This window comes from Burkholderia latens (assembly GCF_001718795.1).
In the GTDB taxonomy this organism is placed as follows: domain Bacteria; phylum Pseudomonadota; class Gammaproteobacteria; order Burkholderiales; family Burkholderiaceae; genus Burkholderia; species Burkholderia latens_A.
This window is the reverse complement of the sequence record NZ_CP013435.1, coordinates 353642-378859: the sequence shown is the minus strand read 5'-3', so window position 1 is coordinate 378859 and position 25218 is coordinate 353642. Positions and strand designations below refer to the sequence as shown.

31 protein-coding genes and 2 pseudogenes are annotated in these 25218 nt (G+C 64.2%); 3 read left to right on the top strand and 30 right to left on the bottom strand.

Translation table 11 applies throughout. The features are described 5' to 3' along the window. Position 1 precedes the first annotated feature (1 nt). From WK25_RS01850 to WK25_RS01735, 26 genes are all read right to left on the bottom strand, one after another. The gene (locus WK25_RS01850; RefSeq protein WP_069240893.1) at positions 2–2764 is read right to left on the bottom strand and encodes a phage tail tape measure protein; all 2763 of its coding nucleotides are present in this window, start codon (positions 2762–2764) and stop codon (positions 2–4) included. Next, entirely contained in the window at positions 2761–2880 is a 120-nt protein-coding gene (locus tag WK25_RS29770) for a GpE family phage tail protein (RefSeq protein WP_014724666.1), read from the bottom strand. The genes WK25_RS01850 and WK25_RS29770 overlap by 4 nt, the downstream gene beginning before the upstream one ends. Next, positions 2880–3191 (bottom strand): phage tail assembly protein, encoded by a 312-nt coding sequence (locus tag WK25_RS01845; RefSeq protein WP_059606529.1) that lies wholly within the window; start codon positions 3189–3191, stop codon positions 2880–2882. The genes WK25_RS29770 and WK25_RS01845 overlap by 1 nt, the downstream gene beginning before the upstream one ends. Before the next feature lie 32 nt (positions 3192–3223). Continuing rightward, positions 3224–3733, bottom strand: a complete 510-nt coding sequence (locus WK25_RS01840; RefSeq protein ID WP_014724668.1) for a phage major tail tube protein — start codon at positions 3731–3733, stop codon at positions 3224–3226. Positions 3734–3762: 29 nt separating this feature from the next. Continuing rightward, positions 3763–4935: a phage tail sheath protein gene (locus WK25_RS01835; protein ID WP_069240892.1), complete on the bottom strand. Its 1173-nt coding sequence runs from the start codon at positions 4933–4935 to the stop codon at positions 3763–3765. A gap of 111 nt (positions 4936–5046) precedes the next feature. After that, on the bottom strand, positions 5047–5796 hold the full coding sequence (locus tag WK25_RS01830) for a DNA-methyltransferase (RefSeq protein WP_069240891.1): 750 nt from the start codon (positions 5794–5796) through the stop codon (positions 5047–5049). Beyond that, on the bottom strand, positions 5774–5956 hold the full coding sequence (locus tag WK25_RS29765) for a Com family DNA-binding transcriptional regulator (protein ID WP_081052976.1): 183 nt from the start codon (positions 5954–5956) through the stop codon (positions 5774–5776). Before WK25_RS29765 ends, WK25_RS01830 begins: the two co-directional genes overlap by 23 nt. Positions 5957–6105: 149 nt before the next feature. Continuing rightward, positions 6106–6444, bottom strand: coding sequence for a hypothetical protein (locus WK25_RS01825; RefSeq protein WP_014724672.1), 339 nt, complete (start codon positions 6442–6444; stop codon positions 6106–6108). Between the two features lie 59 nt (positions 6445–6503). After that, positions 6504–6935, bottom strand: a complete 432-nt coding sequence (locus WK25_RS01820; RefSeq protein WP_069240890.1) for a tail fiber assembly protein — start codon at positions 6933–6935, stop codon at positions 6504–6506. Then, on the bottom strand, positions 6932–8491 hold the full coding sequence (locus tag WK25_RS32315; protein ID WP_069240889.1) for a phage tail protein: 1560 nt from the start codon (positions 8489–8491) through the stop codon (positions 6932–6934). Before WK25_RS32315 ends, WK25_RS01820 begins: the two co-directional genes overlap by 4 nt. Positions 8492–8496: 5 nt before the next feature. Continuing rightward, positions 8497–9048, bottom strand: a complete 552-nt coding sequence (locus WK25_RS01810; RefSeq protein WP_069240888.1) for a phage tail protein I — start codon at positions 9046–9048, stop codon at positions 8497–8499. Continuing rightward, positions 9041–9946: a baseplate J/gp47 family protein gene (locus tag WK25_RS01805; RefSeq protein ID WP_069240887.1), complete on the bottom strand. Its 906-nt coding sequence runs from the start codon at positions 9944–9946 to the stop codon at positions 9041–9043. Before WK25_RS01805 ends, WK25_RS01810 begins: the two co-directional genes overlap by 8 nt. Beyond that, the gene (locus WK25_RS01800) at positions 9943–10308 is read right to left on the bottom strand and encodes a GPW/gp25 family protein (protein WP_069240886.1); all 366 of its coding nucleotides are present in this window, start codon (positions 10306–10308) and stop codon (positions 9943–9945) included. The genes WK25_RS01805 and WK25_RS01800 overlap by 4 nt, the downstream gene beginning before the upstream one ends. Further along, positions 10305–11012, bottom strand: coding sequence for a phage baseplate assembly protein V (locus tag WK25_RS01795; RefSeq protein ID WP_069240885.1), 708 nt, complete (start codon positions 11010–11012; stop codon positions 10305–10307). The genes WK25_RS01800 and WK25_RS01795 overlap by 4 nt, the downstream gene beginning before the upstream one ends. A 221-nt stretch (positions 11013–11233) precedes the next feature. Then, on the bottom strand, positions 11234–12610 hold the full coding sequence (locus tag WK25_RS01790) for an ATP-binding protein (RefSeq protein ID WP_069240884.1): 1377 nt from the start codon (positions 12608–12610) through the stop codon (positions 11234–11236). A gap of 150 nt (positions 12611–12760) precedes the next feature. Next, complete coding sequence (locus WK25_RS01785) at positions 12761–13210, bottom strand: phage virion morphogenesis protein (RefSeq protein ID WP_069240883.1); 450 nt, start codon at positions 13208–13210, stop codon at positions 12761–12763. After that, the gene (locus WK25_RS01780) at positions 13210–13620 is read right to left on the bottom strand and encodes a phage tail protein (RefSeq protein WP_069240882.1); all 411 of its coding nucleotides are present in this window, start codon (positions 13618–13620) and stop codon (positions 13210–13212) included. The genes WK25_RS01785 and WK25_RS01780 overlap by 1 nt, the downstream gene beginning before the upstream one ends. Then, on the bottom strand, positions 13617–14108 hold the full coding sequence (locus WK25_RS01775; protein WP_069240881.1) for a hypothetical protein: 492 nt from the start codon (positions 14106–14108) through the stop codon (positions 13617–13619). Before WK25_RS01775 ends, WK25_RS01780 begins: the two co-directional genes overlap by 4 nt. Continuing rightward, positions 14105–14905 carry an N-acetylmuramidase domain-containing protein gene (locus WK25_RS01770; RefSeq protein ID WP_069240880.1) on the bottom strand — a complete coding sequence of 267 codons (801 nt, stop codon included), beginning with the start codon at positions 14903–14905 and terminating at the stop codon, positions 14105–14107. Before WK25_RS01770 ends, WK25_RS01775 begins: the two co-directional genes overlap by 4 nt. Next, entirely contained in the window at positions 14898–15218 is a 321-nt protein-coding gene (locus WK25_RS01765; protein WP_069240879.1) for a phage holin family protein, read from the bottom strand. The genes WK25_RS01770 and WK25_RS01765 overlap by 8 nt, the downstream gene beginning before the upstream one ends. Continuing rightward, complete coding sequence (locus WK25_RS01760) at positions 15218–15592, bottom strand: putative holin (RefSeq protein WP_012327676.1); 375 nt, start codon at positions 15590–15592, stop codon at positions 15218–15220. Before WK25_RS01760 ends, WK25_RS01765 begins: the two co-directional genes overlap by 1 nt. A 2-nt stretch (positions 15593–15594) precedes the next feature. Next, a complete protein-coding gene (locus WK25_RS01755; RefSeq protein ID WP_069240878.1) occupies positions 15595–15807 on the bottom strand; it encodes a tail protein X in 213 nt (70 codons plus the stop codon). Then, positions 15807–16289: a head completion/stabilization protein gene (locus tag WK25_RS01750; RefSeq protein ID WP_069240877.1), complete on the bottom strand. Its 483-nt coding sequence runs from the start codon at positions 16287–16289 to the stop codon at positions 15807–15809. The genes WK25_RS01755 and WK25_RS01750 overlap by 1 nt, the downstream gene beginning before the upstream one ends. Before the next feature lie 104 nt (positions 16290–16393). Next, positions 16394–17080 carry a terminase endonuclease subunit gene (locus WK25_RS01745; RefSeq protein WP_069240876.1) on the bottom strand — a complete coding sequence of 229 codons (687 nt, stop codon included), beginning with the start codon at positions 17078–17080 and terminating at the stop codon, positions 16394–16396. Beyond that, positions 17077–18096 (bottom strand): phage major capsid protein, P2 family, encoded by a 1020-nt coding sequence (locus WK25_RS01740; RefSeq protein WP_059459483.1) that lies wholly within the window; start codon positions 18094–18096, stop codon positions 17077–17079. The genes WK25_RS01745 and WK25_RS01740 overlap by 4 nt, the downstream gene beginning before the upstream one ends. 35 nt (positions 18097–18131) lie before the next feature. Then, positions 18132–18956, bottom strand: a complete 825-nt coding sequence (locus tag WK25_RS01735; RefSeq protein ID WP_059459482.1) for a GPO family capsid scaffolding protein — start codon at positions 18954–18956, stop codon at positions 18132–18134. 144 nt (positions 18957–19100) lie between these two features. Here WK25_RS01735 and WK25_RS01730 point away from each other — a divergent pair, with 144 nt between their 5' ends. Beyond that, a complete protein-coding gene (locus WK25_RS01730; protein WP_069240875.1) occupies positions 19101–20852 on the top strand; it encodes a terminase large subunit domain-containing protein in 1752 nt (583 codons plus the stop codon). Beyond that, positions 20852–21481: pseudogene (locus WK25_RS01725) on the top strand (phage portal protein); the annotation flags it as partial. The gene WK25_RS01730 and the pseudogene WK25_RS01725, both read left to right, overlap by 1 nt. A gap of 34 nt (positions 21482–21515) precedes the next feature. Here the strand turns inward: WK25_RS01725 and WK25_RS01720 are convergent. Genes WK25_RS01720 through tnpA form a run of 4 tightly spaced genes read right to left on the bottom strand, consistent with a single transcriptional unit; the run spans position 21516 to position 24496 of the window. Beyond that, entirely contained in the window at positions 21516–22112 is a 597-nt protein-coding gene (locus WK25_RS01720; RefSeq protein WP_059524049.1) for a plasmid pRiA4b ORF-3 family protein, read from the bottom strand. A 40-nt stretch (positions 22113–22152) separates the two neighbouring features. Next, complete coding sequence (gene tnpC, locus WK25_RS01715) at positions 22153–23715, bottom strand: IS66 family transposase (RefSeq protein WP_069240874.1); 1563 nt, start codon at positions 23713–23715, stop codon at positions 22153–22155. A gap of 29 nt (positions 23716–23744) precedes the next feature. Continuing rightward, positions 23745–24092, bottom strand: a complete 348-nt coding sequence (gene tnpB, locus WK25_RS01710; protein WP_006764055.1) for an IS66 family insertion sequence element accessory protein TnpB — start codon at positions 24090–24092, stop codon at positions 23745–23747. Further along, positions 24089–24496, bottom strand: a complete 408-nt coding sequence (gene tnpA, locus WK25_RS01705; RefSeq protein ID WP_069240873.1) for an IS66-like element accessory protein TnpA — start codon at positions 24494–24496, stop codon at positions 24089–24091. The genes tnpB and tnpA overlap by 4 nt, the downstream gene beginning before the upstream one ends. A gap of 69 nt (positions 24497–24565) precedes the next feature. On the opposite strand from tnpA, the pseudogene WK25_RS01700 reads away from it, so the two are divergent. Continuing rightward, positions 24566–24997, top strand: a pseudogene (locus WK25_RS01700) (Presumed portal vertex protein); the annotation flags it as partial. Positions 24998–25218 lie beyond the last annotated feature (221 nt).

Below are 25218 nucleotides of genomic sequence, written 5' to 3'. Positions count from 1 at the left end.
TTCAATCCCGATCACGCAGACGCGAGCGCTCGCGTGCAGCCTGCGCGGCCTGTTCTTGGCGCAACACCTGGCGAACCTCTTGCGCGAGCGCCTGCACATCCATTCCTGGCGCCGCGTACAAGTTGATCGTGATCGGCGCCGGCGCGACCGGCGCGCGTGCGGCGGCTGACGCGACCGTAAGCGGCGGCCGGTTGTCGACGGTGAGCGGTGCGCCGCCGGCGATCGCCGCGCCGGTGATGCCGATGCCGGCGCCGGCGGCGACGATCCGCTTGCCGACTTCAAGCACGGTCGACAGCGGGCCGTCCTGACCCTCGCGCAGACCTTGGTCGAGACCGGCCATCGTGAAGCCGCCGAGCGTGGCGAACACGCGGCTCGGCGAATGGATACCGAGCCGTTCCTTGAACCAGCCGACCACACTGTCGCCGGCGGACTGGATCGCGGTCTTCACGGCGCCGAGACCGTTCGTGATCCCGTTGACGAGCCCGGACATGAGATTCGAGCCGAACTCGGCGAAGCGCGCGGATGCCTGAGCCAGGCCGACAATGATGTCGGTCAGCCACGTACCGAAGGCTCGGCCGGCGCCGGCTGCGGCGTCGAGGCTCTTCTTGCTGGCGTCGACGGGAGCGAGCAGCCGTGTCAGCCAGTCCCACACCCCCTTCAGCGCACCCGTCAGCCAATCGAACAGGGGTTTGAGCGGCTCGAACGCGGTGCCGAGAATCGCGAACGCTCGGCTCACGAGCGGGGCGAGCGGCTTCAGGCCCTCGGTGAGCCCTTGCCAGAAACCCGCGAAAAACGCCTTGATCGGCTCCCAATACTTGACGATGAGGAAGGCGGCCATCGCAATCGCAGCGATCACAAGGCCGACCGGATTCAACAACGCGACGCGACCAACCAACAGCAGGGTTTGTGCGACGGCTGCGAGCGCACGCACGAGGAGGCCGCCCTGGATGCCGAGAACCGACATGCTGAAGCGCACGATCGCGAGCGGACCAAGAACGCCCGCGAGCGCGATCGTCAACGTGCCGAGCACGGCGAGCAGCACACCGAGGCCGGCCGCGCCGATCGCGACCGCACGCGTGAAATTCGGGTATTGCTTCGCGAAGCCGAGCAGCCGCTCGAGCACGCTCGTGGTCAACTCGAGCGCTCGGTTGTACACGGGCAGCACCTGCTCCCCGATGGCGGTGCGCAGATTGCGCACCTTCTCGAGCGCGATCAGCTCCTTCCCTTCGGTTTGCTTCTGGCCCAGCTCGTGCAGCTTATCAATGCCGTACGCGCCACCGTTCAGCTTTTCGTTCTTGTGGATCTGCTCGCGCTGCATGAACATCGTCGCGAACAGGTTCGCGCCGTTGCCGTTCGTCATGATCGTGGAGAATTCCTCCAGGATCTTCGCGTCCGACGTGATGCCCTTGGCCTTCAGCTTCGGCAGCAGCACCTTCTCCATCCACTCGAACGGCGACGCGTTGAAGAGATCGCCCTGAATCAACGCGCCGGGCTTGATGCGCTTCACATTGCCGATCGTGTTGTACTCGACGTCCTTCTTGTTGACGAGCCCCAGCTCGACCAGGCGCTTCGCGGCACGCACGGTCGTTTTGCCCTGCATCAGGTTGCTGTACGCGGCCTGCACGCCAGTGCCGGCGGCATGCCCGCCCATTTCCTGAATCAGCGGCTCCATCTGGTAATAGAACGCGTCCTGGCGCATCTGCTTCGCGGCGACCTTGCCGGTCTGGATAAAGTTGCGCCACTCGTCGCCGCCGACGCGGCCGCCCGTCGCGGACAGCACCTGCTGGACCATGTTCGCTTCGCTCTTGAACTTCGTTTCGCTTTTCGTGCCGCCGCGCAGCTCGATCACTTTCAGCATGTTCATGAACTTTTCTTCGTTCTCATGCCCCTGACCGGCACCGAACATCGCCTCGTTCGCGAACTTCATCTTCGCGAGCGTCGGCATGACCATCTGTGCATGATGCTCGTCCGCGAAAATGGACATCGCGTCACGCATCAGCGTCATGTTCTCGGACGTCGACACGCCGATCGATTTCATCGAGCGCACGTAGCGCTCAGCGTCCTGCGTCGAGTGGTCGCCCAGGCCGAGCGCCTGAATGCGGCCGCGCTCGTTCTGCACCTTCTTCGCCTCGGCGAGCGGTTCGCGCAGATCGTTGAGGATGTGCGAGCCGGTCGCACGCGCGGCATATCCGCCGACCGCCATTTCTGCCGCTGCACCGCGCATGGCGCCCATTTTTGCGCGCGCGTCCGCGATGCGCTTCTGACGCGTGTTCAGCGCGTCGAGCCGGCGCGATTGGGCGTCGATCGCGCCGGTTGTTGCGGCGATGTCGGTGCGCAGCGTGCGCTCGTGCTGGGAGAGCTTGCCCGTGTCGACGCCGGCGCGGTTCAGCCGCGTGCGCAGCTCGTCGACGCTGGCGGATTGCTTCTTGAACGCGGCGCCGAGCTTCGACGAGGCTTGCCGCGCCTTCGCCAGCTCAGCAACCATCTGTTGAGACGGCGGCCCGTACGCACGCAACGACGTCGCGAGTTCCTTGACCCTCTTCTGCGCGTCGGCGAGCTTCGTCGCGGTGTTGGCGAGCCCGGTGCGCATCTCGCGGAACTCGCCGATGCGCCGCTGCGTATCGTTGAATTCCTTGAGGCGCGCGCGGGAGTCCCGCAACTCCTTCACGAGCGTACGGTTCTTGGTGGCGATCTCGCGGATCGGCCGGCTCGCCTGGTCGAGCGCCTTGAGGACGACCTCAAGGCGCAGGGAACGATCACTCATTCATCGCCCCGTTCGTAGCGGACGCGCGCGTGCTCGCGCCAGGTCATCAGTTCATCCAGCGACATGGCGTTCATCACGTCAGGCGTCCAGTGGAAAACGAGGGCGATGTCGGCCATCACGTCGTCGACGGATCGAGGGAGGCGTCCTGCTTCACGGAGTTCGGTACCAAAAAACCGGCAAGCTCCGTGCCGAGCTTGACCAGGTCGGCCGGGTCCATGCGCAGCACGTCCTGGTCGGTCAGCGTCGGGCTGCTGACGCGCGGCAGCACCTTCGACAGTGCGATCACGTCGAGCTGCAGAACGTCGGTGAGCGTGACGCCGCGCAGCGCGCCGCTGCCCGACATGGCCAGTGTGACGGCTTCGATTTTCTGCTCGCCGCGCACGATCGGGGTGTCGAGACGCAGCGCGTCGGTTCGTTTCAGGGACATGGTCAATCCTTAGAAGGTGAAGTGGATAGGGGTTACAGGCCGAGTGCGCGGCGCTGCTGGGCGAGGCGATCGACGCCGCCGACGATCTCGACGAAGTTCGGGATGTCGATCTCGATCAGGTTTTCGCCGTTGACGACGAGGCGGTAATACGACAGCGACATCGTTCCGGTCTGGTCGGCGTTGTCGCCGGCCTTGGCCTTGCCGGGGTCGATTTCCTTGTAGCGACCGCGCACGTACACCTCGACCGCATCGGTTTCTTCGGTGTCGTCACGTTGATAGGAACCGGCGAAGCGTACGGAGACACCGTCGATCTTCGACGTGCCCCACGTCTTGAACATCTCCTTCATGAAGCCGCCCATCGTGAGGCCCAGCTCGAGCTTCTCCATGCCGAGGTCGATGTCGACCTCGGCATTCATGCCGCCGCCGCGATACGCCTCCATCTTGCGCGTGAGCTTCGGCAACTGGATCTCGGGCACCTCGCCGACGAACGAAACGCCGTCCTCGAACACGTTGAAATTCTTCAGTTTGGATGGCAGAGCCATTGTGTTTTCCTATGGTGAGTGGCGGGTCGTCAGACAGCGATGCTTTCCGCGAACTTGACCAGGTAGCGATCCGTGATGCGCTGCCGGAACGTCAGGTCTTCGAGTGGCGGAACCGGGCAGAAGTCGTAGTCGATGAAGCCATGGCCGGCTTTGAGAGAATCCTTCTCGTTGGCCGCCGGATCGAACCAGCACTGGCCGTCGATCAAGTAGCCGGCCGTTTTCCACGCGCGGAACTTCGCGTTTACGCCGTCGACGATGTCGTGCATCAGCGTGCGGCTCATCGGCTGGTCGACCGCCCACAGGTGCGCCTCGGCCATCGTGTCGGCGATCACCTGTGCGCTGCGCACGTAGTTCTCGAACGCCCACAGCTTGTCCTCGGAACAGGTCCGCGATCCCCACAGACGGTAACCATTCGCGTTCACGAGCGTGGTGACGTCGTGGCTGTTCAGGTAGCCGGCGTCGGTGTTCGGGTCCTGCAGGTCCCAGAACACGTCGCGGCTGATACCTGTGACACCGTTCACGACGACGTTGGAGATCGTCTTGTGCCAGCCGGTTTCTTCGTCGATCTTCGCGCGCATGCCGAGCGCGCGCGCCGTGGCCCAGGTGATGTCCTCGGCGTTGGTCGTGATGTTCCAGTTCACGAAGTCCGGCCAGATCGTCATCAGCTCGCGCTGACCGAAATTCGCGCGGTAGGCGACGGCCTCTTCTTTCGTCTTCGCGCCGAACGCGTTGACGTATGCAAAGCCGCGCAGCCTTTGAGCGACCGTCGCCAGCTCGGTCGCGACAGGCAGGGTGTCCAGACCTGGGCAACCGAGCACGCGCGGTTTGACGCCGAGCCGGGTGTTCGCAGCGAGCAGCGCCTTCATGCCGGTGTACTGGCCGTCCGCGGTCGTCGTGCCGATCACGTTGCTGGTCGTTTCGTCCGCGTCCTTGCCGGTCGGCACGCGCACGCCGACGATCAGCGGCGAGGTCTGCGCAGCGATCGCGTCGAGCGAACGCGCGAGCGTGCCCTTCGTGCCGGCGCGGCCGATTGCGGAGCGCACGTCCGTGATGAGGAAGGGACGGTTCTCGGGAAAGGTGGTGGCATCGGCGTCATCGCCGGTACAGACCATGCCGATCACGGCCGTGCTGACCGTGCGGATGGGGCGCGTACCGTCATTGATTTCAATGACGCGTACGCCGTGGTGGTAATCAGAAGGCAAGCTTTTCTCCCGGAAGTGAGCCTTCCGAAAGATTGCCTTCCGCGCGCGCGGAGATCACGCGCGGGAGGTTGTGCAGCGGCAGGGCACAACCGAAGCCGCTGCAGGGTGTCGCTACGCGGCGACGGGCGGGACGTCCAGCTCGGCCAGGCGCGCGGTCGCGACCTGGTGATAGCTCGGCTCGAGCTCGCAACCGATCCAGTTCAAGCCGGCCTCCTTCGCTGCGGCGAGGAACGTGCCCGACCCTGCGAACGGGTCCAGAACGACGCCGCCGGCCGGCGCCAGGCGCACGACGTCGCGCGCGAGCTGCGCGGGCTTCTCGGTCATATGGCGCTTCGGATGCGCGAGGCGCTCGGAGAACACGCCAGGCAGATACACGTCGGTGCGGCGCACGGCGCCCTTGGTCGCCCAGACCAGGAATTCGGTCTGCTGCGCGAAGCCACCCATGCGCGGCCGCGTGCGGCCGCTGGTCTTGTCCCATACGGCGACGCCGCGCCAGGTGAAGCCGGCGGCCTGGATCGCATCAGTGAGGCTCGGCAACTGGCGCCAGTCGACGAAGCAGGCCAGGTGCGCTTCGTTGCGGCAGACGCGATAGGCTTCCGCAAGCCAGGTCATGCACCAGAACGTCCACGATCGCTGGTCTTTGCTGTCGTGCTGGAATTCGGGATAGACCGTCTTCACGTCGCCGCCGATGTACTTGCTCGACGGCGACTGGCTGCGCGAAGCGCTCGTCGTGCCGCCGGACGAGTAGGGCGGATCGGTGAAGACCAGGTCGACGCAGCCATCGGGCAGCGCGCGCATGACGCTCAGTGCGTCTGCCCGGTGCACGCGGTTGATCAGATCAGCGGAGAGAGTGTGTTGCATGGAGCGAATCCCTTGTATCGGAGGCTCGGTGGCCTGCGGGTAAGGGGCTCGTGGCCCTCAGGATATTCATTGCGCCGCAACGCGGGCATTTGATGGTGAGCCGGACGTATTCGCCGGCACCGAGTTTGCGGTTACAGCTTCCGCATCGGATGTCCTGCATGGTGTGATTCCTGCCTGTGCTAGGATGCCGGCGCCTCTCGAGAGGTGTCGCGGCCCTGGCCAATCCTGCAGGCGTGCTCTGCTGGTGCGGGGCGTGCACGATGTTGCTGCATCGCGCACGTCGCCGCGTCCTTTCCTTCCTATGTCGCGTTACGCGACGTATTCGCCGCCGGCGAGCATGTAGCGGTCGGTCGAGCCGTACATCATCGACCCGTCCGCATTTGGCGCGCTACCTTCGGGCTTCGGTTCCACCAGTCGCCGCTGGATATACGCGAACGCCCCCTCGTCGGCTTCCGGCATGCCCGACACGAAAATCGTGACGCCGCCCTGCAGCGGCAGTTTCCCCGCCTTGAACGTCGCTTCCGATACGTAGCTCTGGATCGTCCCGCTCGTGAACTTCGACGCCGCGTCGATCGCGACGTTGCTGACCACGTGATAGGACGCCTGCGCGCCTGTCGATTCGAGAACGAGTGCTTTCTTGATTGCCATATTCGATTCCTGGAAAAATGAAACGGGACTGCGGTTTGTGGCGACGCGGGTCCGCGCGACTACGCGGGCAACTGCGGCCAGACGACGTCGAGCGGAAAGCCGGCCTGCTGCGGCACGTCGCGCAGCGCAGCGCGATAGCGCCGAAGGGCGGCTTCGCGATCGGCGTCGCCGGCGTCCGCCGCACGTTCGACCAAGCGATCGGCTTCGGCGAGCAGCGCGTCGCGCTCGGTGCGCACGCGCTCTGGCGCGCCGATCATCAGTTCGTATTCCGCTGCGAATTCCGGCCACCAGTTCAACAGGTCTACCGGCGTCGGCTGCGGAATGTTGCGCGGATACCAGATCGGCACCCATGCCGATTTCGTTTGCTTCAGTGTTTTCTCGTCAACTGGGTGCGAGACCCAGTAATCTACGCAGCGCTCGAGCTTCGGAAATTTCCTCGCCAGAATGAACGCCGCTTGCTCGACGTGGAGCATGGTGTTGGTGTTCGTCATTGGTTCCTCAAAACTACGCCGTAGACAGTGATTGCGTTGGCCGTGCCGTTGCCCGGACCGCTCAGGCCGCAGACGACCCACGGCGCGGGTAGTGCACCGTTGAGCCGATCGATCGTGCCGAAATTGTTCACGCCGGAATCCCACTGCACGCGTGCGCCGACGTTGGCCTTCGTGTTGTCGCGGTTGTACAGATCGTCGAGGATGGAACTCATCCACGCGCCGCGATATGCGCACCACAGGTTCCCGTCCGTTTGGAGAATAGTTTGGCCGCGCATATACATCGTGCCCCAGTCGTCTACCGACCATGTGACGGCGTTGTACGCGTTGTTGATGAGTTCCAGGCCGCCAGCGCGCCGCGCGCGCAGATACGTCGATGCGCCATCGGCCGCACGTAAGCCAAGGTCCGCATCCCATCCGTCCCTCGCAAGCGTCAGACGGCCCCACATCGACGCGCCAGCTCGGTTGACGTAGTTGTTTGGCAGGAAATTCGACAGCCATCCGCCCCATTGGCTCCCATACAGGTTTCCGTCGGCCGCGAGCACCGACGTACCGCCACCGGCCTGCAGTTCGCCGCGTGCCGTGACCGTGCCGGCATCGTTGACTGCCAGGTTCGCGGCCGTATTCGCGCCGTTCGTGACCATCCACTTCGCCGCCGACGCCTGCACCTGAATCCGCGGCGTGTAACCGTTCGAGTTGAAGACGAGCTGCGACCCGTAGTCGCCTGCGCCATACAGGGTGAGGTTTCCATTGACCTGGCCGCCGGTGTTCTTGTCAAGTGGCGTGACGTTCGCACTGTCCCACGGCGTCGCACCGGCCCACATCGGGCGCTTCGCGAAGTTGACGACCTGGGAGGCGCGCGCGATTTCCACGACGCGCCGCTGCGTTGCACCGTCGTCGTCGAAAGCGTTGAGCGCGAAATCGTCAGTATCGGATTTGCCGATCCGCCATCGGTTGACGGCACCCCGGCCGGTGATGATGTAGTTTGGAGCGCCAATATCGCCGGTGAAGCGCGCGCCCGTGAGCGCGGCATATCGGCTCGCTACAGTCTTCGGCGTCACGGCGCGCGTGTTGTCCGCACCGTCGTCGACCTCGGTCTGCGTCGCCAGTTCGACGACGCCCTTGCGCTCGGTCGTCGCGGGCGGATTTAGGAACGTCGTCGGCCCGAAAACGAGCTTCGTCACGTCGATCGAGGTGAACACGGTATCGGCGGCCAGCAACAGCATCGAGGCCGCTGCTTTTTCCAGGATCAGATCGTTCTGCACGTAGACGCCGAACAACACGCCGTTGTCCAGGTACAGCCCGAACCCGTACAGCTTGTACTGGTCCGCGCTGTCGTCCTGGATCACGATGTGGATTGTGTCGTTGGCGACGGTATCGCCGCCGAACGTCGTGATTCGCTTCAACTCGCTCGGCAGCGCGGTCATATCCGGTTTGAACACGAAGGCCGCCGTGGCGAGGCCAATCTGCGTGACCTGGTGCGCGTTGGTCCCTGTGTTGCCGGGTGCCACCAGTGCGGCGCGGCCGGCGTCCGTGATGTAGATGAGGTTTCCAGCCATGTTCGTTAGTCCGTGAGAGAGAGGCGGCGATAGACGGCTGCGCGCACGCCACATGCGACGCCGATCGGGCCATGCATGCCGAAGCCTTGCGTGAAGGTGTAGTGGGCGGTGCCTCGCTTCGCGCGATCGACCTCGGCGCGGATGTCGTTGACGTACTGCGCGGTGGCCGGCACGCCGTCACGCGTACCGACCGTCATCACGATCTCGAACGTGCCCGGCACGCCGCGCGGCGTTTTCTCGAACCACTCACGCATCACGACGTTCGCACCGAACGACGCGCACACGTCGCGCACGGCCTCGGCCGTGCCCTTTTTGCGAGCGATCCGGATCGCGGATTTCACACGCGCGCGCTTCACCTGTTCGGGCCATTCATCGCGCCAGGTATCGACGCCCATGTGCCAGGCGAGCCAGGGCAGGAAGCGCAGCGGGATTCGATCGGGGTCCATCAGCGTGTCGATTTCGACCGGGATGTCGAGCACGTCCGCGTTGGCTTCGGCCAGGCGCCGCTCGAGCACGGTCGCGTTCGGCGGCAGCAGGGAGACGGCCGGCTTATTCATCGGCCACCCCACCGTCCGTCAGCTCTATCCCCGTGCAGTACGGCGCCTGGTCGATCGCGATCGGCACGCCTTCGGCCGGCGTGTCGAGCAGCACCTTTTGGACGCCGGCGACGCGCATCGACGCGTACAGACCGTCCAACGTGACCTCGGAACCCGGCCGATGCATTGAGTCAGTGAATTGCTGCGTCTTCTTCCGCGCTTCGGCAAGTGCAACCGCTCGATCCGGGCCGTTGAAGAATCGCAGCGTTGCGCGGATCGCGTACGGGACGATCTTCGCGCTTTGCACGATGACCTCGTCTGCCTGCGGCCGCTTCTTCTCGAGCGCCTTGTCGACGATGTTGATCAGCTCCTGGCTCGCCGTGCCGTCGCCTTCACGCGACAGGATCGTGACGATCATCACGCACGGCGACGGGCTGTAGGCGGTCGCCGCTTTTACGCGTCCGTCAGCGGCGCGCGCATGGAACACGTATGCGTCGTCAGGGCCTGCGACCGAGAAGCCGCGCGGCGCGAGCTGGATGCGCTCGCGCAGGCTGTCGTCGTCCTCGTAGACAGGATCGATTCCCTGATCGGGATCACCCGGCGAGATCAGCAGACGGTCGACGTCGAACAGGGCGCCGATGTGCTCGAGCGTGGTGCGCTTCGCGTACGCGAGCAGGATGCCGCGTGCCTTCTCGTTCATGAGCGCGAGCAGCAGCATTTTTTCGTACGCGCCTTCCTGCAGCAGCTTCACCATCGGCTCCGATTCGAGCTCGAGCGTGGCCGCGATCTCGTCCTGCTGTTCCTTCGGGTACAGGGAGACCAATCGGGCTTTCTTCTCGGCCAGGATCGTTTCGTAGTCGAGTTCGTCGACGATGTCCGGTGCCGGGAGTTGCGACAGGTCTATCGGCGTCGTTCTCATGCAGCACCTCGCCCGTTCGTCGCCGGCAGGCGCATGGAGAACGCGGTGCCCGCGCGCGGGCCGTCCGTGCGCTCGCCTTGCAGCTCGAGCACGGCGCCGCCGTCGATGCCGGTGCTGCCGAAATCCATCTGGTTGACCTGGATGCGCGGCTCCCATCGGGCCAGCGCCATCACGGACGCCGCCATGACGCGCATACGCATCAGGGGATTGACCGGGCCGTCGATCAGCTCGGGCAGCAGCGAGCCGTATTCACGGCGTTCCACGCGCGTGCCGAGCGGCGTGAACAGAATGTCAGCGACGGATTGCTCGATGTGGGCCTGGCCGGCGATCGCGCGGCCGATGCGTGCGTCCATACCGATCATGCGCCACCTGGGATCGGTGTCGAAGTCTTGGCGAATTCGCCCTGGGCCTGGTGCGGATGCTCTACCAGGCTGACGTCCCGCGACTTCACGTCGACGTCAGCAGTCACGGTGCCCGTGAAGTGCGCGCTGCCCTGAATCTCGATCACAGGGCCGCCACCGCCGGCGCCGCCCCCGCCCTTGCCGGTCGCGCCCGATTCGAACGTGAGCGGTCCCTTCACGAGCAGCGAGCCCGTAACGGTCGTGTCGTCGGCGTCGAGCGTGACGGATTGTGCCTTGACGGTCGCGGTATTCGTTTCGACCGTGACGCTGCCGGGCGCGACGACGTGCACGGTGGCGCCGGCCGGAAGCCTGGCGGTGAGCGCGTGCGCGCCGAAGTCGTAGTCGACACGTGCGCCGTCGCGGTACACGCGCACGTGTTGCGTCGGGCTCGAGCTGGGCGCGTCGTGATCGTCGCAATACACGCCGGGGAGAAAGAGGCCCGTGGTCGGTTCGCCGGACGGGCAGAGGAGCAGACCCGGCTCGCCGATCGACGGTGGGTCCCAAACGATGCTGTCCCCGGTGCGTTGCGCGAGCCAGCGAATCCAGTCGGTTTGCAGGCCGCCGGATTCCACACGTACGCGGCGCGCGTCGTGGTCGACTTCGATCACGGCGGCTTCGCGAAGCAGGCTCTCGATGCGGCGGTTCAGGTCAGCAAAATCATCCATGCGGCAAGGATGCCGCGCGCGCGGGAGAGGGTCACTCGAAATGGGTTGTGCAGAGGCGAGTAACAACGCAATCCCGGTCGTGGATCGCGTTATCGTGCGGGAGATTGAGTGGCGGGTCTTGGATGCCGCCGCCTATCGTTGAAAGTCCGAACGAAAGGCGGCGGGCATTTGAGCATCAAGCACGCAGCTAATTGACTGTCGATGTCTTAACCGAAATAAAGCTAGTCGCCAGACTCTTTACGTCGTTGCCTTCCAAGGTGAATGCCGGCAGGGACGGAGGGGCCGTAGTAGCCGCGTCCGGCGCTCGATCTAACGTGCATCGTTGGCTTCTCCGATTGGGGGATCTTTTCGCCAGCCAGTTCGATCCCATGCGCTTCGGCCTGCATACGGACATAACCTCTGAGCATCTTTTCCCGGTAGGTGTACAGGCCGGGCTTCGTCGGATGCGAAACAAGAATTTCCCCGCACGACGGGCTTTTCAACTTGCGAATACGAGCCGCGTATTTTTTGTAGTCAATGGCTTCTTCCTGTGGTCGTTGCCGCATTATGTGCTCGTACGAGGAGAACATCTGGGCAAGATATCGATCAAGGTATTCAGAATCAGCCGTTGACCAAAGGATTTCTTCATAATCCCCGCTTCTTTGGTTGAGCGCCATCATGTATGGACGCTGCAGCTCTGCAGAAATGCCGGCAATCGCACTATGTAACCCGCCGAGATAGTGTCGCTGCTCGATCGCATGTATTACCTGTGAGTCGTTGAATACGTCCCACATCATCTTCTCGGTTATCAGATGAGCGTAGTATGGGTAGCCATCGCTTACGGCGGCGATTCGAATATAGATTTCACGGTCGAGCGTTAGGCCGAATGTTTCAGCAACCTTTCGCGGAATGTCCCATCTCGCGTCCCAGCTCAGTTTCGGAAGTTCTAGCGTGTCCAGTTGCCGAATGGCTGACGGATGTGCGCCGAGCAACTCCTCAATCGAATCGCCAACACCGGTGAAAATAAACTTAAGTGCAACCTTCTTATCGCCAAGTTGCTTCAGAAGATCGCCGAACAAAGCTCGCTCTTCCGGCGACTGGATACGATCGAATTCATCGAGTACTACCACTGGAAGATCAGAGTGGATGGCAGCTACCTCCCGCAGCAACTCAACTGCATCTGCCAACGTCACTATTTCAGATCGCAAGTCGACGGAGCTTGTCTCGACCGTCTTGCCAACTTTGAAGAATCGCCACTCCGCTCCAAGTGATGTCGTCGTCTTTTTCTTTGTAAGCCGGCTAGTTTTCGTAGCTTGGATAGCAATATTGCTGACGATGCTCCGTAGCGTCGCGTCCGGTCCCCCTGAGACGTCGATAAACGCAGCGTCGGCGCTTTGATACAGGTTCGCGGCGGTGGCTGCTAGAGAGGACTTTCCAACGCCTCGATCACCGTAAATGAACGAGTGTCGACCAGGGGCAAAAAGTGCCTGCCGGATGCGCTCCAGTTCGTTCGAACGCCCGAACAGATGCTCTATAGATTGTATTGGCTGAGCAGGGGAAACCACGCTGTTCAGCTTCAGGCCGAATGCAGTTGAATCGTCGTAGCCAAATATAGCCATACCTATCCCCGAGGCGTTGTAGTGAGTTGATTATACGGCTGCGTTTCTACTATCTGGCGCCCGTGTGTTCCATCGGAAACCGTCCGTATTCTAGTCTGCGGCGTTGAAGGGCAGTTTGTGGCCGATAGTGAGTGCCGAAAGCACGTCGCACTACCGCGACAGGAAATCGAGTACGTGGTCGGCAATACGATCGATGTCGGCATCGGCCAGGCCAAGCAGCTCGCGCACCGGATACTGGACGACCGGGCCGTTGCGCTCGACGCGATCGCGCAGACCTTCATGGTGCACGCGCGCGATGCGTTCGACCTGGCGCGTGAAATGCAGCACCGACGCGTCTGCGGTCGCGGCGGTTTTGAGGAAGCGCGCGGTGCGCAGCTTCGCGAACATCGCGCGCCGGATGCGGCCCTTCTTGCGCCGAGCCTGCGGCTTGCGCGGCGCGTACCGGCTGCCGTCCGGGTTGCGGGCTTCGGCGATGCGCCGTGAATGGCGTCGGCGCAGCTCGGCGGCCAGCCCTTTCGCCAGCACCACGCGCTGCGCGGCCGTGAGCTGGCCGAGCAGGCCGGACGCCCAGTCTTCGGCGCGGGACAGTCGATCGGCCATCAGGTCCCCGCGATCGGCGGCTCGCCGAAGTGGCGAATCTCGTAGCCGTCTGGCCGCTCCACCACGCCGACACGCTCGGTTAGCTTCAGCAGGATCTCGACGTCCGATTTGCCGTTGTCGAGCAGCTCGGCCTGGAACTTGAACCCGTCGCGGCAGAGGTCGCGGTTGAGCAGCAGCTCGGGCTGGTGGATCTTCAGCCAGGCGATGATCGGCACCATCAGGTGATCCGCATCGCCGGCGTAGTCCGTCACGACGATGTCGAGCGTGTAGGCGTATTCGAACGACAGCGACTTCGCAGCGGTGACGGCGATCGATCCGTGTTCGATGAAGACGTGCAGCCGGTCGGGAGCGCGCGCGAACTCGGGCAGGGCGGCAGTGAGCGCCGCGCGCAGGCTATCGGGCTTCTTCATGGCGCCGATTCCTCCGTGTCGCGTACTCGGGTCTGCAGCGCGATCAGTTGCTCGGCGTTTTCGTGACAGGTGGTGTAGTTGCCGGCGACGGTTTCGGCGACGGCAGAGAGTGCAATGCCCGAGGGGGCCGCATCAGCGCTTCCGGGATCGCCCACCGGCACGTTGACGGCGGCGCCGTCGTGCACGCGCACAAACCCAACAGGAACAACGCAGGCGCGATCCGCTTCGCGATCCACATAGACGGGAACCTCCTTGATGATGGTGTCGCCCTTCTCGCGGACGACCTGGACACGGTCGACGTACTGCGTGACGACCTTCACGTCGCGGCGTGCCGCGTCGCGCTCGGCCGTCCGATCGCGCACGTCGCGCGCGAGATCGTCGACGCGCTGGCCGGCGTCGACCAGGCGCGCATGCTGGATCGCGATGACGACGGCAGCTACGGCGAGCGCGATCGCGCCGGCGACGAAGATACGGGCGCCGGTCGTCACGCGGCCGCCCGGCTGTAGCGATCGAAGGCCCGTTCGAGCTTCACGTCGTACAGGTGCTCTGCGTAAGCCTTGCCGTTGTACAGCTCGGCGAACTTTGCCCACTTCTTACCGCGCAGCGCGGCGAGCATTACCTTGTCGGCCAGGACGAAGCGGACGAATGCCTCGAGCTGCTCGGCCTCGCTGACCTTCATCGCGTCGACGAACGCGAACACGTCCGGATAGCCGAGCGCCTTCCAGTGGAAGCCCATGATTTGAAACGCGCCCCAGCTCGTCGCTTCGAGGGCGCAGGCGGCCGAAATTTGCGATGCGCTCGCCAGGCGCGCGTATTCCGCCGCGTCGCCGGCGTAGCCGCCGCGCTTCGGGTTGACCAGGGCCGGATACTTCGCCGCGAGCGCATCCGCGTCCAGGCCGGCCGCCGCGAGCTGGCGATACATGATGTGCCGCTCGTACAGGATCACGGGCCGGCCGTCAGGCAGGAACCCGGCGCCTTTCGATTCCACCTCATTGACGGCACGCACGGCCGCGATATCGACCTGCAGCCGATCAGCCGCGCGCTGCAGGTCGGCGTCGGTGAGGTGGCGCGGATCGCGCCGGCCGGCCGAGAGCGTCGACCGGGTCTTCGGGCCGGCGATGCCGTCTGCGACCAGCCCGTGCGTGGCCTGGAACGCCACCACGGCGTTACGGGTTGCGCTGCCGTAGATTGCGTCGGTGTCGAGGCGCGCGCCGGCTGCGATGAGCTGGCGCTGCAGGTAGCTGACATCGGCGCCGCGGTCGCCGAGGCGCAGGGTTTTATACATGGCGCCCCCACACCTTGAATTGCAGCACGCGCGCGATCAGGGAGTCGCGCGGGTTGCCACGATGGAACAGCTCGACGATGTTGCCGCGAACGCCGTACACGGCGAGGCACAGGACGCCGACCAGCACCGTGTCGGCGAGATTCGCCGGCGGCAGCATGCCAAACGTGGCGCGGATCGGCGCGGCACCGGCGGCGACCGCGATCGTGTACGCCAGGCATGCCGCGAGCGGCCGGTGCGTGCTCGTGCCACGGCGGAAGGTCACGAGGCGCAGCGCGAGCGCCGCGCACAGCAGCACATAGACGGTCGTGAGCATCACTTTTCCCTCCCCTTGAACACGTTCAGCAGCCGATCGGGCGCGTCGGCCTGGGCGATCAACCACAGCAGCAGTTTCACGACGAGCGCAGATGCGATCAGCGCGCCGATGCCGGCGTGCACCTCGACGCGGGCCGGCAGCACCGCGTCGAGCGCGGCGGCGAACAGCTCGGCCGTGAGGCACCCGGCGACGAACGAGATCACGAAGAACGCGATGCGCTTTGGGATCGACGGATCGGCGGCCGTCATCACGAACAGCAGCGAGCCGGCGAACGCGCCCATGACGACGTTGGCGTCGACGCCGGGAAACAGCGACAGTGTGGCGACGCCGAGCGCCGCGACCGTCGCGGACGACGTGGAAATAGGTTCAGCCATTCTCAGTCCCATAACTGGAGCCGCTCGGCGCCGGATTGCGCCGCTTGCGGTACTTCGTCGGGCAGCTCGACGAGCAGCCCGTGAGGCAGGATCGGGCCGTACTGCGCCAGGTCCCGGTTGAGGTCGAGCACCGCTTCGACGACGCCGCGCGTGCGGCCGAGCACGCGCCAGCAAAGGGCGTCGATGGTTTCCCCCTGGAGCGCCCGCACGTGCATCAGATCAGCTCCACCGTCACGCGAGGGCGGCTGATGATGTCGCTGATGGCCCAGCGGGCATCACGGCGCAGCTCGTCGCCCTGGGGCTCGAGCTCGTCTGCGCGGCGTGCGCCGTCGCCTGTCGTGTCGTAGTCGCGGTACCGCTCGATGAGCGTCGCCTTCGCCAGGCAATACACCGCGCGCCGGTAGTGCTGCAGCCGTACGCTTTCGCCGTCGAGCTGGTCGGCTGGCGCGTCGGCCAGGCAGGTGATGCCGGAATCGCGCCACGCCGCGCGTGCGCTGCGCAGCTCGTCGTTTACCTCGGCGATCGCGGCGAGCAGCTCGTGCCGCAGACGGGCGTCGGTGATCGACCCGTCGAGGCGCATCGTGTCGCGCGCGTGCTCGAGCGACACATCCGGATAGAACGGGTCGTTCTTGATCGGCTTTGCGGGTTCCGCATCCGCCGGCGCACGCGGCAGCGGCGGGGTCGAGACAAAGGACATGGTCGGGTTCGTCGGATTGATAGGTAGAGGCGGTGGACGGGGCTTTCGCGCGGACAGTGCCGGCTACGGCCCCGTGCCGCCTGGTGCGCGGGGTACGCTCGGTGTCAGCCACCGGGGCCGGACTGGCCCCCGGTGGCGGAATTCTTCAGCTCGCGCTCGAGCCGCTCGATGTCTTTCTTCACACCCACGTTCGCGAAGAGCTGCAACGCGCGGCGTAGGTGGTCGAGGGCACGCGCAGGATCGGGAGCGGAGAGGCCGTAGCCGATCGCCTTGTGCAGCTTCGCGCGTACTTCGTCGGGCATGTCGGCGGTTGCCGTGAGCTGCTCGATCTCGACGAGTGGTTCGACCTGGATGGCATCGCCAGCGCGATGGGCGCGCAGCGCGGCCTCGGCGAATTCCTCGACGAGCAGGCACGGCGTGCTGCGCTTGTACTGGTCGGGTAGCGGAAGAGCGTGCCGCAGCGCGTACGCGCCGATCTCGAGCGCGCCCTGGTAATCGCCGACATCGACGCGCCAGACCATGATCGTCATCAGCACGTCGTCCTGCGCGCCGGCCGCGCCTTGAAGCACACCCGCGACCCACGCGTCGTATGCGGGCAGAAACTGACGCTTCAGATCGGCCTTGCGCTCGAGCGACTCGACAGCCTTCAGCGCGCGGCGGTGTTCGTCGAGCTGCGCGAGCATCAGCGTATAAGCCGAGTCGTCGCGCAGCCCGCCGACACTCGCTGGCGTGCCGCGTGCGGCCGTAGCCGCGACGGTGCGCTGGAAGTGTTGGCGGAACGGGTTCGTCATGCGCCACCTTGCGGAGCGGCCGGGGCAGCGTCGGCGAACTGGATGTCCTCGACCACGCAGCCGGCGCCGTACTGCTCGATCACGTACGCATCGTTCGAGCTTTCATAGTTCTCGATGCGATCGCGCTCGGGCACTTCCTTCAGCGAGCGCCGGCGCGCGCTGGTTTGCCAGTAGATCGACAGGTTGTCCAGGCGCGTGACCATCAGCGCGTGCGGCGGGAAGTACGGCACGCTGACCGCCGGCAGGTTGCCGACGCGCTTCTGCGAGACGACGATGTCGGTTGCGAGCGTTTCGGTCGACGGCTGCGCCTGGTTGATGAGCGGGAAATACTTGTCCTGGAGCAGCTCGCGGCCGCAGATCACGACGAGGTTCGGGTCTTCGGCGTACCACGGGTCGAGGAACTCGTTGCGCGCGAGCGAAACGACAGCGTCGAGATTCTTGAATTCCTCGCCCTTGCCGATCTTCACGCCCGAGAAAACGCGTTGCTTCGCATTGTTGCGGTACTGCTGCAGCCAGCCGATGTTCACGTCCTGCAGCAGCGGGTTCGTGGCGAGATCGGTATCGTCCGCAACCTTCACGCCGTTCCAGCCGATCATGATGCGATCGAGTGCCTGACGCACGATGATGGAATCGCGCAGACGCGCCTGGAAGTCCGGGAACTTCGCCCACGCGTCGAGCTGCTGATAGCGGATGTGCGTGTCGTAGTTCGTCTTCTCGCAACGATATTTCTGGCTGTCGAGTGCGGAGACGTCGCGCGTTTCACGCGCTCGCTTGGTCGTATCGGTGCGGCTCGCGATCGGGCCGGATACGCCGAGGCCGATCTTCTCGCCCTCCATTTCCTCGACGCCGTGGATGTTGATCCGGCCGAGGAATGCGCTCGATTCCTGAATCTTGGTTTCGAGCGTTTGCTGCACGCTCGGCGCGACCGAAAACTTCTTCGTGGCATCGCTGATGCCGTTCAGTTCCTGGATGCGAGCCAGATACCGGTTGTACTGCTCGCGGGTAGTGTTCCGCATGGGTTCTCCGTCTAGGGGAAATGGGATGAGGGCGGTTAGCAGTCGGTCTGCGCCCCGTTGTCGCTGCCCGTCGACGTCGGCCGCTGTTGCGGGCTGCTGTCGGTGCGCGAAAGCTTCTGGACCAGCTCGCTGTGTCGCTTCTCGCCGTCCTTCTGCGCGCGCTTCAGCTCGTCAACGTTCGTGTTGAATTTCTCGAGTTGCTCGAGCACCTGGCTCTGGCTCTCTGCGAGCGCGACGACCGATTGCGAAAGGTCGGAAAAGCGCTGGTCGTCGGTCGCTTCCTTGCGGTTCAGCAGGCCGCGTACCTTCGAGAACAGTGACTTGCCGGCATCACCGGTACGCGGCGGTGCGTCCTCGTCCTCGATCTCGATGTCGGCTTCGATGGCGGCGCTGAAGAGGTTTTCCGGGCGCTGCTTCCGTGCGTCGTACGCTTTGTGCTTCGCACTGAACTGCAACATTTCCGTGCCGAGGCTCGCCGGGTTGTCGGTGACGGCGAGACCGACCAGGTACGCCTCTCCCGTGCCGGCGAAATCGGGATCGACTTCCATCGACGTGTAGACCTTCTGCCGCTGCTCGGTGGTCAGCGCGACCAGATCCTTGGTCGGCGAGAGTTGCGCGAGCAGGCGCATCTTTCCGTCCTGTTCTTCTGCCTTGAGCGCGATCACGTCGCCATACGCGCGGAATGTGCTATCCGGGGTGTAGCCGCGAATGTGTTCCATGTTGATGCGTGCGCCGTACGTTTTCGGGTCGTAGCTGCTCGCCATCTGTTCGAGCATCGCGCGATCGATCGTGCGGCCGTCCGTCGTCGCGCCTTCGGTCGCGATTCGGAAAAACTTCGTCTTCTTTGCGTCCTGTGCCATTTGCGAATCCGCTGAGAGGGGGCTGTGTTCAGGGATTCCAGTTTCGGCAGTTCGAACCGGAGCCGCAACGCATGTTGGTTGTGCGCGCAACCGATACAACCGTGCGCAGTAGGGCCTACGCGCGCGCGTCGGTAGCCTTGCTGCATGACTGCACTTCCCATCGATTCATCCGACGTTGATCCACGTCGACGCGCACGCGACCTGTACTGGCAGGGGTATCGCATCGCACGTATCGCCGAGCTGCTCGGCGTGAAGCCGGCCACGCTCTATAGCTGGAAAAAGCGCGATGGATGGGACGAGACTGAGCCGGTCGATCGCGTCAACATGACGATCGAGGCGCAACTGATAAAGCTCGTCACGAAGGAGGCGAAGGAAGGGCGCGACTTCAAGGAGATCGACCTGCTGACGCGTCAACTCGACCGGTTGCGGTCGCGACCAGCGAACGACGCAAAGGTGAGCGAATCCGGGGGCGGTGGCGGCACGCGCCGATCACGCAGCTCGGACGACCGCAACGCGTTCAGCGAAGAGCAGATCGAGAAGCTGAACGATGCGTTCCTCGAATCGATCTTCGACTATCAGCGCACCTGGTATCGGGCAGGCTTCAAAGAGCGGATTCGCAACATCCTGAAGAGCCGGCAGATCGGCGCAACCTGGTATTTCGCGCGCGAAGCTCTGCTCGACGCGCTGAACACGGGCCGCAATCAGATCTTCCTGTCGGCCAGTAAGGCGCAGGCGCACGTGTTCCGCCAGTACATCGTCCAGTTCGCGAAGGACGCGGTTGGCGTCGAGCTGAAGGGCGATCCGATGGTGCTGCCGAACGGCGCGACGTTGTACTTCCTCGGCACCAATGCGCGCACGGCTCAGAGCTATCACGGCAACCTGTATTTCGACGAGTACTTCTGGGTTCCGCGCTTCCAGGACCTGCGCAAGGTTGCGTCCGGCATGGCGATTCATTCGCAGTGGCGCCAGACGTATTTCTCGACACCGTCGAGCCTCGCGCACGACGCGTACCCCTTCTGGTCCGGGGCACTGTTCAACCGCGGTCGACCGAAGGATCAGCGCGTTTCGATCGACATATCGAACGCTGCGCTCGCGGCGGGCCGCGCGTGCGCGGACGGCCAATATCGGCAGATCGTGACCGTCGAGGACGCCGTGCGCGGCGGCTGCAATCTGTTCGACCTCGAGCGCCTGAAGCTCGAATACAGCGCGGACGAATACGCGAACCTGCTGCTGTGCCAGTTCGTTGACGATTCGCTGTCGGTCTTTCCTCTCGCGACGTTGCAGACGTGCATGGTCGACACGTGGGAGGTGTGGGACGACTTCAAGCCGCTGTACCTGCGCCCGTTCGGCGACGAAGAGGTGTGGATCGGTTGCGACCCGTCGCACACGGGCGACAGTGCGGGCTGCGTGGTCCTAGCGCCGCCGAAGTATCCCGGCGGGAAATTCCGCGTACTCGAGCGGTTCCAGTGGCACGGCCTCGACTTCGAAGCGCAGGCTGCGCAGATCGAGGCGCTGACCAGGCGCTACCGCGTGACCTACATCGGAATCGACACGACCGGGATCGGGCAGGGCGTCTATCAGCTCGTCACGAAGTTTTTCCCGGCCGCGACGCCGTTCCACTACTCGGTCGAGATCAAGACCGCGCTCGTGATGAAGGCGCAGAACGTGATCCGCAAAGGCCGGCTCGAGTTCGACACGGGCTGGAAGGATCTCGCCGCGGCGTTCATGGCGATCAAGAAAACGATCACGCCCAGCGGGCTGCAGGTCACGTACAAGGCGAGCCGCTCCGAAGAGGCGAGCCACGGCGACCTGGCCTGGGCGTGCATGCACGCGCTCGCGAATGAGCCGCTCGAGGGCGCGACGAGCACCAATACCGGATTTATGGAGCTTTTCTGATGTCACGCAAGATTCGACGCGGCGCTGGGCGCCGCACGCATGGCCGTGCCGAGCAGGCCGCCGAATCCACGCCGGCGCCGACGCCACGCACGGAGGTGTTCTCGTTTGGTGATCCGATCGAGGTAATGGATCGGCGCGAGCTGCTCGAGTATGTTGAATGCATGCGGATGGGGAACTGGTACGAGCCGCCGCTACCCCTGGACGGCCTCGCGCGATCGTTTCGGGCCGCGCCACACCACAGCTCGGCCATCTACGTGAAGCGCAATATCCTCGTGCAGTCGTACGTTGAGCATCCGCTGCTGTCGCGCGCGGACTTCAGCCGATTCGTGCTCGAGTACCTGGTCTTCGCGAACAGCTACCTCGAGCTGCGCACGAACCAGCTCGGCGCGCCGATGGCGTTGAAGTCGTCGCTCGCGAAGTACACGCGGGTCGGCGTCGAGCCGGGTCAATACTGGTTCGTCACGAACGTGCGGGAGCCGTACGAGTTCCCGAAGGGCTCGGTCTATCACCTGTACGAGCCGGACCTGAACCAGGAGATTTACGGGCTACCCGAATACCTGTCGGCGCTGAACTCGACCTGGTTGAACGAAAGCGCGACGTTGTTTCGCCGGCGCTACTACAAGAACGGTAAGCGTGGAGCCGATACCGTGTTGACGGCGTGAGTTACCGGTTTCCCCAACGATTGGAAGCCATGCGTAGCAGCGTGGCATTGGCAGCACGCAGATCGAACAGTTCTGCGTCGAAGCCGGGGCCGACCCAGTTTCGGTAATGGTCAGCTTCCTCGCTATTCGGATCGTTGCATAGCGCGCTCAGGAACGCTTCGTAGCCATGCGGGCCGCCAACATCCTCTGGCGGGCACGCGCGAGCACCATCAATGACCTGGGCCGCGCCCCACGGTTCGCTCTCAATGGTTTCCACTTTCTCAACGACGATGGCGTGATCCCAGCCGTCTCCGAAGTCGTACCGGTAGAGGAAGCGCGAGCCAGGTTTCAGGACCTTCTGCAGTCGAACCTTCCGGTCATCGGCGCTCGTGCCCGGGTCGGCGAAGTCCAGCACGTCGTCGACCTCGAACATGGCGTAGGTCATGCCGTCGATCAGGAAGTCGTGCAGGTGGGTGTCTTCCCAGCCGAAGGCCGCCTGCAGGATATGGTGCAGCTTGCGCAGCGACTCGGTTCCTTCAACCTCGATCCTGCGCCAGATGGGCGGCTCGATGTGTTGAAGCTGCACGTGCAGGGTAAAGCGCTGGAACGATTTCGCCATCTGATCTCCGGGTGAACGGGAAGCCAGCGGCATTATCGCCTTACGATGCCAGGGTGGTCATGTTCCATGGCAGCAGGTCTTCGACCCGGTTGCTTGGATGGTCCGCGATGCGCGTGAGTACGGCGCGCAGATACGCCTCGGGATCGAGGCCGTTGAGCTTGGCCGTACCGATCAGACTGTAGATTGCCGCCGCACGCTCGCCACCTGAGTCCGCACCGGCGAACAGGTAGTTCCGGCGCCCGATCGCCACCCCGCGCAACGCGCGCTCAACTGGCAGGTTATCGATTTCCAGATGCCCGTCGTCACAGTAGCGCGTAAGCGCTTCCCACCGGTTCAGCGCATAGAGAATCGCCCGACTCGTGTCGGATTTGCGCGAGAGCGTTTCCAGCGTGGCACTCAGCCACGCATGGAGCTGATCGAGCAAGGGCCTGCTATGTGTTTGCCGGTACGCCTGTCGCTCATCGGGCGGCTTGCCCCGGATCGCTTCCTCGATCTTGTACAACGCGCCGATACGCTCCAGCGCCTCGGTGTTCAAGGCATTCGGGCGTGCGGCGTGCAGTTCGTAGAACTGTCGCCGAGCATGTGCCCAGCAAGCTGCTTCGGCTACCCGCCCGGCTTCGTAAATCGCCTGATATCCGCCGTAGGCATCCGCCTGCAGCGTGCCGTTGAACGATTCGAGATGCTGCTGCGGATGGACGCCCTTGCGGTCGGCCGTATAGGCGAACCAGACGGCCGGCGGCGTCATGTCGCCCGAGTTCCGGTCGTCGCGCACGTAGACCCACAGCCGTCCGGTTTTCGTCTTGCCATTGCCCGGCGCGAGCACAGGCACTGGCGTATCGTCGGCATGCAGTTTGATGGCTGCCATGACGTGCCGGCGTAAGGTGTCGACCAGCGGTTGCATCAGGCTCGCACCATGACCCACCCATTTCGCCAGCAGCGAGCGATCCAGATCGACACCCTCGCGCGCATAGATCGCCGACTGGCGGTACAGCGGCAGATGGTCCGCGAACTTCGAGACCAGCACATGGGCCAGCAAGCCCGGGCCAGCCAGGCCACGCTCGATGGGGCGGCTCGGCGCAGCAGCTTGTGTAATGTGGTCGCAGCACGTGCATGCCAGTTTCGGGCGCATATGGCGGATCACGCGGAAGCTGGCCGGTACATATTCCAGCTGCTCGGAGATGTCCTCGCCGAGTTGCTTCATGGCACCGCCGCACGCCGTGCAGGTTTTGCCCGATTCCGGCCAGTACGTCAGGATCTCGCGTGGCAGATGCTCGGGGAGCGGTTTGCGCGGCGCTTGTTCCGGTGCGATACGCGGCGTCTTCGGAATCTCGATGGGGGCAGCGCCTTCGTCGGCCTCGAGCTCCTCCAGTCGCAACTCGAGCTGCTCGATCTGACGGTCGAGCTTCTCGGAGCTCCGGCCGAACTGCATGCGGCGCAGTTTCGCGATCAGCAGCTTCAGATGCTCGATCTCGGCCTTGGCAGTAGCGTTCGCCGCCTTGTGCGATTCGACAACATCTTCCAGATGTCCAATGCGTGCATCGCGCTCAAGCAGCATAGCCTTGAGCGCTTCGATGTCGTCCGGATAGACGTTTGCCGTGGTCATGCCGGCAGTCTACGCGGCGGCCGGCAGGTTTACAACGCCGATGTCGGCTCCGCCGTGCGTACAGGCTGCCGCCAGTCGATACCTTCGAGCAGCATCGACAGTTGCGCCTGGCTCAGGCACACCACGCCACCATCGGCACGTGGCCACACGAACCGACCGCGCTCCAGGCGTTTCATCAGCAGACACATGCCGTCGCCGCTCCACCACAACACTTTGACCAGATCGCCACGCTTGCCGCGGAACACGAACACGTGGCCGCTGAACGGATCTCGCTCCAGCACGGTCTGGACCTTCGCAGCCAAGCTATTGAAGCCCGAGCGCATGTCGGTCACGCCGGCGGCCAGCCAGATCTTCGTGTGGCTGGGTAGTCCGATCATGCTGTCAGTCCCGACGTGCCGCGCAACATACGGAGCACCAGCAACAGCGTGGCTTCATGCGGCGAGCCTTCGATGCGCACTCGGGTGTTGCCTACACTGATCTCGATGGCGCCCGCCGGAGCGGCACTGGCGACCGGCGCCGGGGCCGGTTGCTCGATCTCTTGCGCCGGTGCCTCCACGGTCACGGGCAGCAAATCCACCGCATCGTATTCGCCGGCACGCAATGCTCGACGCCATTTGAACACCAGGTTCGGATTCACCCCATGCTCCATCGCCAGACGCGCCACCGATACGTCCGGCTCGCAGGCCAGCTTGGCGAGATGCCGTCGAAATTCGATCGGGTGATTCGGGATGCCTTTGCGTGAAGTTCTCTTCGGCGTATCTGTTGCCACTTTGGTCCCCACTACTTTGGTGGGGACTACTCTGGCAACTTCCTTTCACATCGTCGAGACGGTGCTGGGGACACGCTTACCAAGAACGGAAGTCACGCCGGCTTCATCCTGTATATGACCGACGCGGCCGAGAAGCAGGAGGATGTCGATAACCTGCGCTCGGCGTTGAAGAACGCGAAGGGGCCGGGCAATTTCCGGAACCTGTTCATGTACGCGCCGAAAGGGAAGAAGGACGGCATCCAGCTCCTGCCGATCGGCGAGGTCGCGGCGAAGGACGAGTTCTGGAACATCAAAAAGGTGACGGTCGAGGACCAGCTTGCGGCGCACCGCGTGCCGCCGCAGTTGATGGGGATCATCCCGTCGAACGCGGGCGGGTTTGGCAACGTGCATGACGCGGCCGAGGTATTCAACGAGCTCGAAATCGAACCACTGAAGGCACGGCTGCGCGAGGTGAACGACTGGCTCGGCGTCGAGGTCGTGCGCTTCAAGGACTTCGAGACGCCGAAGGGCTGACGCCCGAGCGCATACCTGGCAAAGCAAAGCCGCCGGGCACTTCGGTGCCGGCGGCTTTTTTGCGTCCGTCGCCTGGGTGCGCCCCGGAGCATTAGAGCGCCTCAGGGCGGCCGCCGCCCCGATGCATCCTAAGGGTCGGACGAGCCCGCCGCAGGGCCGTAGCGTGCCGCCTGACGCGTCGGGGGCGCCACCCCAAGGGCCAGACCCTGCTCCTGGGATGA